General features: G+C 61.2%; 12 protein-coding genes, 2 tRNA genes and 1 pseudogene. 6 read left to right on the top strand and 9 right to left on the bottom strand.

Annotation, left to right across the window (positions count from 1 at the left end; all coding sequences use genetic code 11):
- The 6 genes and pseudogenes from VFB05_RS03185 to VFB05_RS03160 all read right to left on the bottom strand — a co-directional run.
- Nucleotides 1-148: pseudogene (locus VFB05_RS03185) on the bottom strand (DUF2497 domain-containing protein); the annotation flags it as partial.
- Between the two features lie 378 nt (nt 149-526).
- Complete coding sequence (locus tag VFB05_RS03180; protein WP_325008690.1) at nt 527-1,915, bottom strand: TolC family outer membrane protein; 1,389 nt, start codon at nt 1,913-1,915, stop codon at nt 527-529.
- Between the two features lie 205 nt (nt 1,916-2,120).
- On the bottom strand, nt 2,121-2,786 hold the full coding sequence (locus VFB05_RS03175; protein WP_325008687.1) for a protein-L-isoaspartate O-methyltransferase: 666 nt from the start codon (nt 2,784-2,786) through the stop codon (nt 2,121-2,123).
- 241 nt (nt 2,787-3,027) lie between these two features.
- Nucleotides 3,028-3,102: transfer RNA gene (locus VFB05_RS03170), tRNA-Asn, on the bottom strand.
- 138 nt (nt 3,103-3,240) lie between these two features.
- Nucleotides 3,241-6,363 carry a sensor domain-containing protein gene (locus VFB05_RS03165; RefSeq protein WP_325008684.1) on the bottom strand — a complete coding sequence of 1,041 codons (3,123 nt, stop codon included), beginning with the start codon at nt 6,361-6,363 and terminating at the stop codon, nt 3,241-3,243.
- A gap of 30 nt (nt 6,364-6,393) precedes the next feature.
- Complete coding sequence (locus tag VFB05_RS03160) at nt 6,394-6,654, bottom strand: PepSY domain-containing protein (RefSeq protein ID WP_325008682.1); 261 nt, start codon at nt 6,652-6,654, stop codon at nt 6,394-6,396.
- Nucleotides 6,655-7,060: 406 nt separating this feature from the next.
- On the opposite strand from VFB05_RS03160, the gene VFB05_RS03155 reads away from it, so the two are divergent.
- Nucleotides 7,061-7,240: a hypothetical protein gene (locus VFB05_RS03155; RefSeq protein ID WP_325008680.1), complete on the top strand. Its 180-nt coding sequence runs from the start codon at nt 7,061-7,063 to the stop codon at nt 7,238-7,240.
- Between the two features lie 81 nt (nt 7,241-7,321).
- Here VFB05_RS03155 and VFB05_RS03150 read toward each other — a convergent pair whose 3' ends face one another.
- Nucleotides 7,322-7,621 carry a hypothetical protein gene (locus tag VFB05_RS03150; protein ID WP_325008678.1) on the bottom strand — a complete coding sequence of 100 codons (300 nt, stop codon included), beginning with the start codon at nt 7,619-7,621 and terminating at the stop codon, nt 7,322-7,324.
- Between the two features lie 283 nt (nt 7,622-7,904).
- Here VFB05_RS03150 and VFB05_RS03145 point away from each other — a divergent pair.
- Nucleotides 7,905-7,978: transfer RNA gene (locus VFB05_RS03145), tRNA-Cys, on the top strand.
- Nucleotides 7,979-8,038: 60 nt separating this feature from the next.
- Here VFB05_RS03145 and galE read toward each other — a convergent pair.
- Together galE and VFB05_RS03135 are read right to left on the bottom strand one after the other, a co-directional pair.
- Complete coding sequence (galE, locus tag VFB05_RS03140; RefSeq protein WP_325008676.1) at nt 8,039-9,049, bottom strand: UDP-glucose 4-epimerase GalE; 1,011 nt, start codon at nt 9,047-9,049, stop codon at nt 8,039-8,041.
- A gap of 142 nt (nt 9,050-9,191) precedes the next feature.
- Nucleotides 9,192-9,923 carry a tRNA-uridine aminocarboxypropyltransferase gene (locus VFB05_RS03135; protein ID WP_325008674.1) on the bottom strand — a complete coding sequence of 244 codons (732 nt, stop codon included), beginning with the start codon at nt 9,921-9,923 and terminating at the stop codon, nt 9,192-9,194.
- Between the two features lie 132 nt (nt 9,924-10,055).
- Between VFB05_RS03135 and VFB05_RS03130 the strand changes: the two genes are divergently transcribed.
- The 4 genes from VFB05_RS03130 (at nt 10,056) to VFB05_RS03115 (ending at nt 14,615) form a co-directional block, all read left to right on the top strand.
- A complete protein-coding gene (locus VFB05_RS03130; RefSeq protein ID WP_325008672.1) occupies nt 10,056-11,366 on the top strand; it encodes an NAD(P)/FAD-dependent oxidoreductase in 1,311 nt (436 codons plus the stop codon).
- Nucleotides 11,367-11,369: 3 nt separating this feature from the next.
- A complete protein-coding gene (locus tag VFB05_RS03125; RefSeq protein WP_325008670.1) occupies nt 11,370-12,227 on the top strand; it encodes a DUF1365 domain-containing protein in 858 nt (285 codons plus the stop codon).
- A gap of 18 nt (nt 12,228-12,245) precedes the next feature.
- Complete coding sequence (locus tag VFB05_RS03120) at nt 12,246-13,475, top strand: cyclopropane-fatty-acyl-phospholipid synthase family protein (protein WP_325008667.1); 1,230 nt, start codon at nt 12,246-12,248, stop codon at nt 13,473-13,475.
- A 99-nt stretch (nt 13,476-13,574) separates the two neighbouring features.
- The gene (locus VFB05_RS03115) at nt 13,575-14,615 is read left to right on the top strand and encodes a cysteine synthase A (protein ID WP_325008665.1); all 1,041 of its coding nucleotides are present in this window, start codon (nt 13,575-13,577) and stop codon (nt 14,613-14,615) included.
- The last annotated feature ends 18 nt before the right edge of the window (nt 14,616-14,633 follow it).

Below are 14,633 nucleotides of genomic sequence, written 5' to 3'. Positions count from 1 at the left end.
CCTGACTGTTGCTTGCTGACGGCGCCGGCATCGGCGGGGCCGCCTTCTCGGCAGCCGACGGCTTGCCTTCGTCATCGGCGATGATGCGCCGGATCGACGCCAGAATCTCCTCCATCGAGGGTTCTTGAACCTTCGCAGGCTGCGTCATCTCCGAATCCACCTCATCAAAACGCCATCATCAGCGTTTTACACCATGCGAGGCAGGTATTTGCGCCTTCCGGATAGACGGGCTCGGAATTTCATCGCGCCGACCCTACTTGTCCCCAGCCAAACGCCACCGCCGCATCGCGCGGACCTTCGTCCTGCCCGGCGCGGCGTCGCTTTCGCCCGCGAAGATTCCAGTCGCGGCGCGAATCGCTCTGCCTCATCAGAACGCTACGTCATGGCAACAAATGATTGCAAGCAACGGCGGGCGTCACCCAAAGCGAACACGGCAATCAGCTGACCGTCACAAGGTGTCCGCTGAGAAGCGGTGCGAATGTGAGAATCGCACCCCTAGCTGGACCGTGCCAAAACGATACGAAGATCAGTGGCCGTCCGGCGTGCGAACGCCAAACCAGCTGTCACGCACCTGATGGTAGTGCACGCTGGGATCGTAGGTCGTGGTGTTGAGATGCATGACCTGCGGCGACAACCGTCCTACCGCCGACAACACACTGTAGGACGCGACGACGCGATCGTGCTGCGCGGTCACGAGCGCTACGCGCGCGTTGACTAGCGCCTGCTGGGCGTTGAGCACGTCGAGCGTGGTGCGCTGTCCGGCCTTGGCCTCCTCGCGCACGCCATTGAGCGCGATTTCCGATGCGGTCACCTGCGACTGGGCCGAGGCCACCTGGGCCTTGCCGGCGACCAGTTGCCCCCAGGCCGTGACCGTGTTGGCGCGCGTCTGGTCGCGGGTCTGTTCGAGGACGAGCCGCTGCTGCGTCAGGTTTTCCTTGGATTGGCGGATCAGCGAATATTCCGCGCCACCTTGGTAGACGGGAACACTGAGCTGGGCGAGCGCCTGCGCGGCAAAGGTCCGGGGCGAAGTGATATTTGTCTGGTATTGCTGCAGCACGGACGCCTGCAAACTCACCGTCGGCAACAGCGCGCCTTCGTTCACCTTGACCTGGAGAAACTGCACGTCGATGCCATACATCGCCGCCGTGACGTTCGGATTTTCGATCAGGCTGAGTTCGACCGCTGCGGGAAGCGCGCCCGGCAGGTAGCGATCGACCGGCGAGCCGGGCTGCAGCGACACAGGCTCGTTACCGATAATGCGCCGGAAATTGGCCTGCGTCGTCGTCAGCGTCGCCTGCGCTGCCAGAAGCTGCGTCTTGCCCGCGGCGAGCTGCGCCTCTGACTGGGCTACGTCGGTGCGGGTCACCTCGCCGACGTTGAAACGATCCTGCGTCTGCTTCAGCGTCTGATCGAGAACGCGAACGTTACTCTTGTTCACCTCGACGATCGCAGCGTCGCGTAACTCGTCCATGTAAACGGTTGCAGCAGAAAGCAGGACGGACTGCTCGAGGACTCGCAATCCTTCACGCGCACCCGAAACCTGACTCTCGGCCGCGCGCGTTTTGTTGCCAGTCTGGCCGCCATTATAGAGCGTCTGCGTCGCGGTCGCGCCGACGCTGGTTGGCGGCGTTGCTCCGTGAAAATCGATCGGCGTTCCGAAATTCGAAAGCGCATCGCCGTATTGGTATCCGGCGCTCGCCGTCACCGAAACTTTTGGCCGATACCCGGACAAAGCCTGCGGAACGTTTTCGTCGGTGGCCCTCACCTGCGCCCGCTGCGCGTTGAGCTGCGGGTTATTTTGGTAGGCACGCACTAGCGCGGCCTCGATCGTGTCAGCCAAAGCCGGCACCGAGCTCCCCAACGCCCAAAGAAGCACCGTCGCCGCAGCTCCGGTAACGACCTTCACCCCATCCATCCAGGTAATCCAATCCTTCGACCCGGCTATACGGCCCCCCAAAACCGGGTCATCAAGTCATTCCAAACAGATATCCCACAACACAGCATATTCATGACCACAGGGGGAAGGAACCCCCCGGACGGCGGGGATAGTGGGAAACTCGGCAGCTGGGGCATCCGGGCCACACTCGGCATGCCCGAGCGGTTCCAAAGGCGGCCGAGGGCTAGAAAACGAATGCTGCAGGCCGTTCCAGACCTGGCAACACCGGTATTGCAGTGTCGAAAAGCGATCGGTGCCCGAAATCACCATGAGATGATGTGACGACCATGGCTCGCTGCGGCCCGGCCAGTGCGAAGGTTCCAACCAGCCGCCCTCCCTCTTTGAGCTGATGGTAGAGCTTTTCGGGTGCCACTTCGGCCGTGCCGTTGAGAAGAATCACATCAAACGGTGCGTCAACCGAATCACCGTCGGCGATCCGAGCCGTCTTCACCGTCACGTTTCCAGGAGCCAGCGCACCAAGAGCCGTCTTGGCTTTTACCGCGAGCGCCGAATCGCATTCGGTGGCCGTGACGCGCCGAGCCAGACGCGCCGCAATCGCGGCCATGTAGCCAGTTGCGCACCCGACCACCAGCACGTTGTCGGTTTCCCGGATATCGGCGGCCTGGACAATTTTGGCCGTCACCGCCGGGCGAAGCAGGAATCGCTTGGCCGGTCCGCCCTCGCTGACGTCGATGTCCAGATCAAGATAAGCGAGCGATCGCTGTGCGTCGGGAACGAACGCCTCACGCGGGATCGCGAGCATTGCATCGATGATTCGGTTATCGGTGACGTCACTCGGACGCACCTGGCCATCGACCATTTTCTGGCGCGCGATCGAGAAATCGGACATTGAAGGACCCCAGTGGCAAGCGGTCTAAGGCCGCGGGAGGCAGGAAAAGCGCGGCCATCTTTGATACAAGGCCTGCGAAAACGCAACACGACGGCTGGGAACGAAGCCGTGCGCATCCAACCGTTGGCGGCGGCCGGCCAAGGCGGCGCTTTTGCCCCGTTCAGGCCCGCTTTTGTAGGGATTCCCCGGCACGATTTCGGGAGAGCCAGAGCGCGGGCAGTTTCAAGAACTGACTGATTGCTGGCTCCTCGGCCTGGATTCGAACCAGGGACCATTCGATTAACAGTCGAATGCTCTACCGCTGAGCTACCGAGGAATAGGCGAAGCCGTTGTTCGCACGGCGGAGCGTATAACAAAGCCTCCAAGGCTTGCAAAGGACGAAATACGCCATTCTGCGAAACGGTTCCGGCCATGGCCAAGCAGGTTTTTCGGCCGTTCCGGCGCGTGATGGCCGTCACGCGGTCTCTCGGATCGCCGCGCCCGCACGGCCGACCAGTTCGTCATATTGGCCGATCGCCGACGGCCGGCCAACATAGTAGCCCTGCACCTCGTCACAGGCCTCCTCGGTCAGGAACGAAAGCTGGTCGTGATTCTCGACGCCTTCGGCAATGACCGGCAGGTCAAGGCCGCGCGCCAGCCCGATCACCGCGCGTACGATGGCCGCCGACTGCGGGTTGACCCCGACGCTCGAGATGAAGGATTTGTCGATCTTGATCTTGTCGAACGGAAAGGCCTGAAGATAGGCCAGCGACGAGTATCCCGTCCCGAAATCGTCCATCGAAATCCGGACACCCAGCGCCTTGAGCCGCCGCATGATGGACAGCGCGCGCGAAAAGTCGCCGATCAACACACTCTCGGTGATCTCGATTTCCAGCCGGCCCGGCGCGAGTCCGGTTTCCAACAGAACGGCATGAACCAGCGAGGGCAGGTCGCCGTCGCGGAATTGCACGGGCGACAAATTGATGGCGATGTTCAGCGGGCGGGGCCAGGACGCCGCCTCGCGGCAGGCTTCGCGCAAGATCCATTCCCCCATCGGCAGGATCGTGCCGGATTCCTCGGCGAGCGGAATGAAGACATTGGGCGGAACCGAGCCGTGCACGGGGTGCGTCCAGCGAGCGAGAGCCTCAAATCCGGTGATCGCTAAACCGATCCGCATCTGCGGCTGGTAATAGAGCATCAATTCACCATTTGCGATCGCGGTCTCGAGATCCCGCTGCATCGCGCGCCGTTCCTTGAGGTGCGAATTCATCTGCGCCTCGAAGAATCGAACGGTGCCCCGCCCTTCCCCCTTGGCCCGATACAGCGCGGCATCCGCATTGCCGACCACAGTCATCGCGTCGGTGCCGTCAGTCGGGAATATCGCAACCCCGATACTCGTTGCATTACGCAAGCGCTGTCCGTCGATGACGAAGTCGTTTGCGAACTCGGCAATCAGCCGCTGCGCAAGCGCCTCTGCGCTCGCGGGTTGAGGTCCGGTCGTAATCAGCGTGAACTCATCGCCACCAAGACGCGCCACAAAGGCGCCCTCGGCCGCGGATTGCAATCGCCGCGCGACCTCCTGCAACAATCCGTCGCCGACCAAATGGCCATAGGTGTCATTGATCTCCTTGAACCGATCGAGGTCGAGGCAGAGAACCGCAAACTTCTGATTGCTGGCCGCCGCCTGTTCGATGGTCGAACTGAGGTGCTTGGTGAAGGCCGCCCGGTTCGGCAGTTCGGTCAAGGCATCGTAGTGGGCGAGGCGCGCAATTCGTTCCTGGTCCTTCTTGCGCTCCGTGATATCTTCCGCGACGCCTAGCAAATATTGCGGCTGGCCGTCATCGCCCGCAATGGCAAGCCGCCGGGTCGCGATAAGCCGTTGACCGGAGTGGCGCGTCGCGACCGCCTCCTCGTCGATGGAGTGATTCTGCTTTCCGAACAGCACTTCGAGGTCACGAACGAAGGATAGACTGGCCTCCTCCGTCGACAACAGATCAAAATCGGTCTTGCCGATGATCTCTCCACGCGGCAGCCCGAGAAACTCTTCGCCGGCGCGATTGATCAATACGTACCGATGTTCTCGCGGCTCCTTGACGAAGAGGATCGCCGGCATGTTCTCGACGACCGCATCGAGGAACGAGCGGGTGCGACGCAGCTCCGTCTCTGCTTGCCTGCGCTCGGTGACATCGACCGCAACGCTCAGCGTCGCCAGATGACCTTCGTAGGACAGCATCTTTGCATAGATGATAACCTCGATCGGCGTGCCGTCCGATTTGATATGCCGCCAGACACGGTCGCTCCTGACCTCGCCCGGCGCGGCGTTGGCAACAGTGTTGCGCAGCAGCTCCTGGTCTTCCTTCGAACGGATGTCGAGCGAGGTCATCGTCATGAACTGCTCGCGGCTATAGCCGTAGTGCCGGCATGCCGCATCGTTGACCGCGAGATACTTGAACGTGTTGCGATCCCACAGAAACATCGGAAGCGGATGGCTTTCGAACAGCAGGCGGAACGAGGCTTCCCTTCGTTTCAGGTCGGTAATGTCGACGCGAATCCCGACGCTGCCGCCATCGGACGTCCGCCGTTCAACGACCTTCAACCAACGATCGCCTGGCAGCGCCTGTTCTTCCTCATTTTCCGGCAAATGATGCCGCGCCAGCCGTTCCGCGAGCCACTCTTCTTCGCGGCCCTTGGCTCCGGGATAGCGGCCGCTGTCCAGGCCGACCCGGAGCGAGTCGGCCAAAGTCATGTCGCGAGTGATCTTGTGACCGTCATGCTCGTAAAGCTCGCTGAAGCGGCGATTCCACATGACGTAGCGATCGTCGGCATCAAACAGCACGAATCCTTCCGGGATGACCTCGCAGGCCTCGCGCAGCCGCGAGTGCGCCTCGCGGGCCGAATATTCAGCGCGCTCCGCCGCCTCGATCGCCTCCTTCAGACGGCCGTTGACGTCCCTTGTTCCGGTCGCAAAGTGATAAATGCCGAACAACGCTCCGACGCTGGCGAGGCTGCCGGCCAGCATCGTCGACACCAGCAGGATCGCGGATCTGCGCAGCCGGTCAAACGAGGCGGCTGCCTCGTTCTGCGCGGCCTGTGTCGTCTCCGCCTCGAAGGCGAGAAGCAGGTGCTTTGCTATCTTGGTTTGCTCGAGAATGCGCAGAAAATGATAACTCTTCTCGATCGGCGTGATCTCGTTGGGCGACTGATCGCGAAGTTCCTCCCAGCTATGCGTCAGCGATGCGATCGCGTGGCTCAGCTTATCCCGTTCGTCCAATGAAAGCGTGTTGGCGGACGAGTTCATGACCCGCTCAACGGCCTGATCGAGTTCGTTGAATTGCCGTTCGGCGTCCGCCAAAACTCTCTCGCGATCGGCCGGCGAAAGCTCGAGCGCGACAGCCGTGAAATTGACGAGGCTCTGCGAGGCCTTGTCGATGACGTCGCGGGCCAGCTTGACGTCGGAAACCGCACGCTCGATCTTGCCGATGCTGCCGCGAAGGTGTCCCAATTCCAGGATGCCGAGCGCCACCGGTATGGCAGCTGCGCCAAGCGCCAGCGCGACCGCACCGATCAGCAGCATCTGGATATTGGGAAAGCTCTTCATGCCTGTCATTGGAGGCTGAGAGGGCAGTGGCTATTTGACGTCTTCAAACACCGCGCCCGTCACGGGGTCGAAATAGGTCTCGATATTTTTTCCAACGCTGTCTTTGCCGTAGACCTCGTAGCAATTGCCCTTCGTGGTCTTGAAAACATCGATGTGGTGCCCCATCGCGAGGATCTTTTCTTTCATGACCTCGGGTGCAAGCCATTTGGAAACCGGCTCATCCGTGCAATGCGGGCTAGCCAAGGCCGAGGAGGAGACGACGCAAAACAGAACTGCAAATGCGGCGCGCATGGTCTTCCTCCTGATGGCACCTGGCAGGTTGGGCGTTCCAGAAACGCGCGCGAGAAAGGCTTTCGAGAATCGAGCGTGGCAGCGCGCCGTAAAATTTTGGTGAACTGAAAGGGTGCGCAAGGCGCCGCGGACGTTGTTTGCAGGCGAAGATCCGCAGGTCCCGAAGGCCGTAAAGCTCCGTGGTCTCGCCTCGCCCGGACCACGAGGACTTTGGCCGAGGACTTTGGCATTGCGTCAGCGCACTGTCGTGAGAGCCCTCTTGCGCGGCGCCGTGGCGTCGCCGCCATTAACGCTTCGGTAACCAATCCGGGCCGCCCTCGCCGGATCGATACAATTTGAGCGATTTGCGCAATCGGCGAAAAAAGGAGTTTTGCGACGCTTCCCGCTCGACATGCGGGAGAGCGCAATGGGTGAAGCGGAATTCGAACGGTTGCTCGATGCCGTCAATGCGGCCATCGCGCCCGTTCCGGAGGTGGATTTCATCGCTGGCCTGACGGCGTACGGCCGCCTGCCGGAGGCCGCCAACGACAACGGCCTCACATGGCCGCTGGTCCCCTTTCCCGACGGCTGGCACGCCGCCTGCTGACCGCCGTCGGTGATCCCTCTGGCTGACACACCTTCAGAAGCTTAGCCGGCCCCGCCGCCGCGCTTCGCCCAGGCATTGCGATCAGCAACCGCGGCAGACCGAGTTGAGCGCCTTGTCGACCCGCGCCTCTTCATGATCGACCGCAGGACTGGTGCCAAGCAGCGGCCCTTTCTGAGGATGGCGTCCGAAACTGTCCGACGACAGCGCGGTCCCCAGCGAGTTGGTCCCCGGCGCTGAAACTCGTTCGCCGGACGCGCCGCCCGTAACGGGAATGCCAAGACTGAAGGAAGGATGCGAGCTCATGCCGCCGCCGCGCGCAAAGGCCGCGCTTGCCGTCAAGCCGATGCAAATGGCAATGCAAAATATAGAGAGGCTCTTCATGGTGACACTCTCCCGAAAGGGACACCATGATAACGCGAGCACGTGAGGGCGTATTCGAGCTTAACAGAATTTTAGATTGCCGATCCGGACTGCCGCGACGCGAGCAGCCGTGATGTTAAGCAAGCCAGCCGCGATTAACCGCCTCGGTCTCGCTTCGATGTGTCAAATTGACCTGAGCTGCGCCAACACCGGGGCGTGATCCGGAGTTCCGGAAATCAGCCAGATTCCATTTCAGGAAGGTTGCCTATCCCATTGGTCGTCTATATTAATCCCCGCCCGGTGGGGCCACGTGGCGGAGTGGTTACGCAGCGGTCTGCAAAACCGTTTACTCCGGTTCAATTCCGGACGTGGCCTCCATCAAATCAATCACTTAGCTATGACTTCGACTGCCGCCGCTGAAGTTTTCGCCGCTGGCAGCTACCCGTCATAGCCGTTCGGATTCTGGCTTTGCCAGCGCCAATGATCCCGGCACATCGTGTCGAGGTCTCGGGTCGCTCGCCATCCACCCAGATATTTCGCGGCGCGATCAGTTGCCGCATAACAAGAGGCGATATCGCCGGATCGGCGCGGGCGGATGTCGTAGGGAATCGGTTTCCCGCTCGCCTGTTCGAAAGCCCTCACGACCTCGAGCACGCTGTTGCCCCTGCCCGTTCCCAGGTTGACGGTGAAGCAGCCGGGATTGTCGAGTGACCTCAGCGCTGCCACGTGCCCCTGGGCGAGGTCGACGACGTGGATGTAATCGCGCACGCCGGTGCCATCAGGCGTATCGTAATCATTGCCCCAAACATTCAGACGATCGCGCCGTCCGACCGCAACCTGCGCTACGAACGGCAGCAGATTGTTCGGCACACCCTTCGGGTCCTCGCCGATCAGGCCACTTTCATGCGCGCCGATCGGGTTGAAGTAGCGAAGGATGCCGATGCTCCAGCTGGCATCGCTGGCAAACTGGTCGCGCAGCATGTCTTCCACGACAAGCTTGGTGCGGCCATAGGGATTGACGGGATTGAGCGGGTGATCCTCGGTATACGGCAGAAATTTCGGGTCGCCATAAACGGTGGCGGACGAGGAAAAGATGATGCGCTTGACGCCGCACGCCTGCATCGCCTGCAAGAGGCGCTGACTGCCGATGACGTTGTTGTCGTAGTAGTCGAGCGGCGATTTGACGGAGTCGAGCACGGCTTTGAGGCCGGCAAAATGGACGACGGCCGTGCAGCCGAAATCCTTCAAGGCCTTTTCGATCGCGGCCTGGTCACGGATATCGCCTTCGACGACGGTCAGCCGTCTGTTGGTGATCCGATGAACGCGCTCCAGCGACGTACGGCTGCTGTTGGCGAAATTGTCGAGAACGACGACCTCGTGGCCGGCGTTAAGCAGCTCAAGACAGGCGTGAGAGCCGATATATCCGGCGCCGCCGGTCACCAAAATCATGGTCTCTCCTGATGCCTGACTAGCGGTCGGGTGCGCGTTAGAATCGGATCGCTAATCTATCTGAACACATGCCCGAAGGGCGATTCTCGCTCTGAACCTCATAATGCGCCCTTAAGGCCCGGGTTGCCGGCCGCCACACACGCTAACGCCGCCGGCGGCGGAAATCCCGCTTGGGCCGTTTTGGCGCGAGCGCGGGCTGCTCTTCCTGGACCTCCCGATACCTTTTCAACATTCGCGCGAAGCTCGCGTTCAAGGCATCCGCAATGTCGGGACGCTTCTCGAGAGTGGAAAGGACCAGCGCCGCCGCCTCGATCGTGGAGAGTCCATCGCGACGCGGCTCGCGGCGAAGGTTGCCGTAACGCGAGGGATGCGATGGCCCCAGGATCAGGCGTTGGCATTTCAACATCCATGGATTGCGCCACCACAACGCCTTGGCCTGGCTCCAGGTGCCGTCCAGCAGCACCACCCCTTCTATTCCTCGCAAAATGCCGCGCTGATTGTCCTCGATCTCGCCTTTGCGATTGATCGCGACGACCTCTTCCGTCGTGCCGAGATCGGCCGCTTTCGCGGACCCCAAATAGAGCACCGCCCAGCGTGAGGGATCAGCGACCGGCCTCCCCAGCGCCTTGGACAGGCTCGGCCAGGACAGCCCGATCTTGAGAGCCGCGCCTTCGAAATGCATTGCCGTCAGACGGGCCGTGCCGAGCGCCCTGTCCTGCTCCTGCGGATGCTGCAAAATCAGGAGCCCGATGCGGCTATCGATCGGCTTGACGTCGGCGCAGACGCAGAGGGGCATTGGCTTGCGGCAATGCGGGCAGTCGGACGTTGCTAGAGCCGGGACGGCGCTTTCTTCGGTCTCTGGGGGGCTGGACATGCGCCTGCTATACGCCGCACCCCGGCCTGCTTCAACGACCGGTGGATGGATCAGGGCATCCCGCCCACCCCCAGCGAAACTTCCATCCGAAGGCCCCGTATCTCGACTGGTGTCAGCGGGGCGAGGACTGGAATGCGCATTGCGGTAATTGGGACGGGAATTGCCGGCAATGCCGCTGCATGGATCTTGTCGAAACGCTATCCGGTAACGGTCTACGAGCGGGAAGATCGCCCCGGCGGCCACAGTCATACCGTGACTATCAACTATGACGGCACGCCGATCGCGGTCGATATCGGCTTCACCGTCTACAACGAACTCAACTACCCCGATCTGACCGCCATGTTCGATCGCCTCGGCGTTACGACCCGCGAAAGCTGCATGAGCTTTGCCGTGACCGCCGATGGCGGGCGCTTCGAATGGAAGGGCGGCGGCGACAACTGGCGACAACTGACGGCAGGCCTGTTTGCCCAACCGCGAAACCTGTTTTCGCCGAGCTATCTCTGGATGCTGCGCGACATCCTCACCTTCAATCGGGAGAGCGTGCAGGATTACGCTGCAGGCGAGCTCACGGGAATGAGCCTCGGCGAATACTTCCGCCGGAAAAACTTCTCGCCGCGCTTGCTGTCGGATTATCTCGCCCCGATGGGCGCGGCGATCTGGTCGACGCCGGCGCGGGACATGTTGGATTTTCCGGCCGAGAATTTTGTCGCGTTTTTCTCCAACCACTGCCTGCTCCAATATGAGCGGCCGGTCTGGCGCACTGTCAGTGGCGGGAGCCGGAATTATGTTGAGAGGCTGACGGCGGCGTTTGCCGATTGCATTCGTCTCGGCTGCGCGGTCACAATTGAGCGAAAAGCGCGTGGCGTTGTGGTCAACGACAGCCATGGCGGCAGCGAGACCTACGACCACGTCGTGATTGCAGCGCACAGCGATCAGGCACTGAGGATGCTCACCGACGCCGATGATTGTGAGCGCGCTGTTTTGGGCGCCATCGGCTATTCGCCCAACACGATTTACCTGCACCGCGACACCAGACTGATGCCCAAACGGCGTGGCGTATGGGCGTCCTGGAATTTCCTGCGCTGGGCGCGCCAGGGAACGGCTCTCAACGATGTTGCCGTCACTTACTGGATGAACGAGCTTCAGGGGATCGACAAGGCCAAGCCGCTATTCGTCAGCCTCAATCCGCCATTCGCGCCGGACCCCAAACTTACTTTCGGCCAATATATCTGCGAACATCCGCAGTATGATGCGGCAGCCTTTGCCGCTCAACGACAGCTGACGGATATTCAGGGAAAGCGGCACACCTGGTTTTGCGGGGCCTGGACTGGATACGGTTTCCACGAGGACGGGATACGGTCGGGCCTTGCCGTTGCGGAGGCCCTGGGCGCCACGGCGCCGTGGCGCGAAACACCTGCCGAGATGGCGGAAGCCGCGGAGTAAGCCATGCGACAACCCAGTCTCAGGACAGCCGAGATCGAGGACGATGCGGCCGCGCTTTACGTCGGTCAGGTCATGCATGCCCGCCTCAAGCCGATTGGACACCGCTTCAGTTATCGGGTCATGAGCCTCTTGATAGATCTCGATCGCCTCGATGTGGCTGACCGGCAAACACCCTTGTTCGGTGTTAACAGGCGGGCACTTTACAGCTTCCACGAAGCTGATCACGGTTCGCGCGATGGCTCATCCTTGCGTGATTACGCGCAGCGCTGCGCCGCCGAACGCGGTATCGATCTGACGGGTGGACGGGTGTTGCTCATGTGCTACCCGCGCCTGCTCGGCTACGTCTTCAATCCGCTATCGGTTTATTTCTGCTATCAGCCGAGCAGAAAACTCGCGCTCGTCATCTATGAAGTCCGCAACACATTCGGCGACATCCACGCCTATGTAATTCCGGTGAAAGGCAGCGACGTCAGCCCGGCCGGCATTCGGCAGGAGCAGGACAAGCGGTTTTACGTCTCACCGTTCGTCGCGATGGAGATGCGCTACCACTTCAGGCTCATTGAGCCGGGACGGCACGTCAAACTGCGGATTCTCGAAACTGACAGCGAGGGGCCGTTGCTCTCCGCATCCTTCCATGGTCTTCGGCGCGCCCTTTCCACCAAGGAATTGCTGCGCTCGTTCTTTTCGTTACCCGCCGTTACGTTGAAAGTCACAGCCGCCATTCACTGGGAGGCCCTGCGACTGTGGTTGAAGGGCATGCGGCTCGTGCCGCGCGGCCATGACCCGGTCGATGGAAGCTTGGCGAGCGAGGCGGACGGTGATTATACTTCCACCGTGATGTCTGCCCACGGCAGAAGGTGAAGCCTAGGTCGGTCGACCATGTCCGAGGTGATACCAGTCACGTCCGAAACGTTGGATCGCTTGCCAGCGGACCTGCCCCGCATGGCCCGGTTAGCGCTCGGCTATGGCGCCAGACTGCGCTACGGCTCGCTCGAAGTGACCTTGCCGGATGGCCGCACCGTCAGGCTCGGCGATAACGGACCCGGGCCGGCGGCCGCCATGAAGGTTCACAATTACGGTTTTGCGTCGCGGCTCATTCGCAGCGGCGACATCGGCATTGCCGAAGCCTATCTACGCCGCGAGTGGGACACGCCCGATCTCACCCAGTTTCTCTATCTCTTCTGCGTCAACCAGGACTGGATGCGGTCCATGCTGATCGGCAAGCCGATGGTGCGGGCGTTCCAGATCGTCCGACACTGGTTCAACCGCAACACTCGAGGCCAGGCACGGCGCAACATCTACCGGCACTACGATATCGGAAACGCCTTTTATTCGTCGTGGCTCGACCCGAGCATGACCTATTCTTCAGCGCTGTTTGAAGAACACACCGACGACCTGACCGCAGCCCAGAACAACAAGTATCGGCGGCTCGCCGAAGCGATCGACCTCAGACCGGGTCAAAAACTGCTCGAGATCGGCTGCGGCTGGGGTGGGTTCGCCGAGTACGCAGCGAAAACCGTGGGCGCGAAGGTCGTGGGCCTCACCATCAGCAAGGAGCAGCGCGATTTCGCGCAAGCCCGTATCCAGGCCGCCGGACTTAGCGATCGCGTCGAGATCCGCTTGCAGGATTACCGCGACGAGCGCGACCATTATGACCGCATTGCATCGATCGAGATGATCGAAGCGGTGGGCGAGGAATTCTGGCCGCGCTATTTTTCGCAATTGCGTGATCGCCTGCTGCCCGGCGGTCTTGCCGGTATTCAGGCGATCACCATCCAGGACAATCTTTTCCAGACCTATCGCCGCGAAGTCGATTTCATTCAGCGCTATGTCTTTCCCGGCGGCATGCTGCCATCGCCGCAAATCCTCAAGTCGCTCGGCGAACGCTTCGGCGTTCCCGTCATTCGCGAACGCATTTTCGGGCAAGATTATGCCAAGACGCTCGCGACCTGGCGCAATAACTTCCACAAGGCATGGCCGAGCCTCATTCCGCTCGGCTTCGATGAACGGTTCCGCAGGCTGTGGGAATACTATCTCGCGTACTGCGAAGCCGGATTCTTGTCCGGAAATATCGACGTACGCCAGGTCGTCTTTGCCAAGACCGGTTAGGCCGCAACGCACAAATCCCTGGCAAAGCTGCTTCCACTTTGATCGCTCGCGCTCTACTGTCCGCCTTCCCTGGGGCGACTTTGAGCATATCTAGAGCGCATGAAAATCAACAACGACGTCATCGAGGCGATCGGCAATACCCCGCTGATCAAGCTGAAACGGGCTTCCGAGCTCACCGGTTGCACCATTCTCGGCAAGGCCGAGTTCATGAATCCCGGCCAGTCCGTGAAAGACCGCGCCGGAAAGTGGATGATCCTCGAGGCCGAGAAGCGCGGCGAACTCAAGCCCGGCGGCCTCGTGGTCGAAGCAACCGCTGGCAACACCGGCATTGGCCTTGCCGTGGTCGCGAGCGCGCGCGGCTACCGGACGCTGATCGTGATTCCGGAAACGCAGAGCCAGGAAAAAAAAGACATGCTGCGGCTCTGCGGCGCTGAACTCGTCGAGGTGCCGGCGCTGCCTTTTGCCAACCCCAACAACTACCAGCACATCGGACGACGGTTGGCCGATCAATTGCGCGCGCATGAGCCGAACGGGGTTTTGTTCGCAGATCAGTGGAACAATCTCGATAACGCCAGGGCACACTATGAATCGACGGGGCCGGAGATTTGGGAACAGACGGGCGGCAAGGTCGACGGCTTCGTCTCTGCGGTCGGCACCGGCGGTACGCTGGCCGGTACGACCCGCTACCTGAAAGAAAAGAACAAGGGAATCGTCACGGCCTGCGCCGATCCGCATGGCTTTGCGATGTACAACTGGTTCAAGCACGGCGAAGCCAAATCCACCCCCGGAGACTCCATCACGGAAGGCATCGGGATCGGCCGCGTCACGCCGGTCATCGAGACGGCGAAAGTCGACACGGCCTTCCTGGTCTCGGACGAGGATGCCGTCAACATCATCTACGAATTGCTCGAGCACGAAGGCCTCTGCCTTGGCGGCTCGACCGGCATCAACGTCGCCGGCGCCATCCAGCTCGCGAAACAGCTCGGACCCGGCAAGACGATCGTGACAATGCTTTGCGATTCCGGAACCCGCTATCAGTCAAAACTGTTCAATCCGGACTTCATGCGCTCGAAAAACCTGCCGGTACCGGCATGGCTGGAAAGGCGCAGCAAGATCGACATTCCATTTGCGAAGACGTGACTGCGCTCTGCGAACGTC

The sequence above is a fragment of the Bradyrhizobium sp. genome (assembly GCF_035652035.1).
Taxonomy (GTDB): Bacteria; Pseudomonadota; Alphaproteobacteria; order Rhizobiales; family Xanthobacteraceae; genus Bradyrhizobium.
The sequence above is the reverse complement of the archived record's forward strand: the minus strand, read 5'-3'. Positions and strand labels throughout refer to the sequence as shown.

Coding starts and splice junctions, on each gene's coding strand:
- VFB05_RS03165 (WP_325008684.1), bottom strand. CDS start 6,363: ATGAAGAGCTTTCCCAATATCCAGATGCTGCTGATCGGTGCGGTCGCG.
- VFB05_RS03155 (WP_325008680.1), top strand. CDS start 7,061: ATGGGTGAAGCGGAATTCGAACGGTTGCTCGATGCCGTCAATGCGGCC.
- VFB05_RS03135 (WP_325008674.1), bottom strand. CDS start 9,923: ATGTCCAGCCCCCCAGAGACCGAAGAAAGCGCCGTCCCGGCTCTAGCA.
- VFB05_RS03120 (WP_325008667.1), top strand. CDS start 12,246: ATGTCCGAGGTGATACCAGTCACGTCCGAAACGTTGGATCGCTTGCCA.
- VFB05_RS03115 (WP_325008665.1), top strand. CDS start 13,575: ATGAAAATCAACAACGACGTCATCGAGGCGATCGGCAATACCCCGCTG.
- VFB05_RS03175 (WP_325008687.1), bottom strand. CDS start 2,786: ATGTCCGATTTCTCGATCGCGCGCCAGAAAATGGTCGATGGCCAGGTG.
- galE (WP_325008676.1), bottom strand. CDS start 9,049: ATGATTTTGGTGACCGGCGGCGCCGGATATATCGGCTCTCACGCCTGT.
- VFB05_RS03125 (WP_325008670.1), top strand. CDS start 11,370: ATGCGACAACCCAGTCTCAGGACAGCCGAGATCGAGGACGATGCGGCC.
- VFB05_RS03150 (WP_325008678.1), bottom strand. CDS start 7,621: ATGAAGAGCCTCTCTATATTTTGCATTGCCATTTGCATCGGCTTGACG.
- VFB05_RS03180 (WP_325008690.1), bottom strand. CDS start 1,915: ATGGATGGGGTGAAGGTCGTTACCGGAGCTGCGGCGACGGTGCTTCTT.
- VFB05_RS03160 (WP_325008682.1), bottom strand. CDS start 6,654: ATGCGCGCCGCATTTGCAGTTCTGTTTTGCGTCGTCTCCTCCTCGGCC.
- VFB05_RS03130 (WP_325008672.1), top strand. CDS start 10,056: ATGCGCATTGCGGTAATTGGGACGGGAATTGCCGGCAATGCCGCTGCA.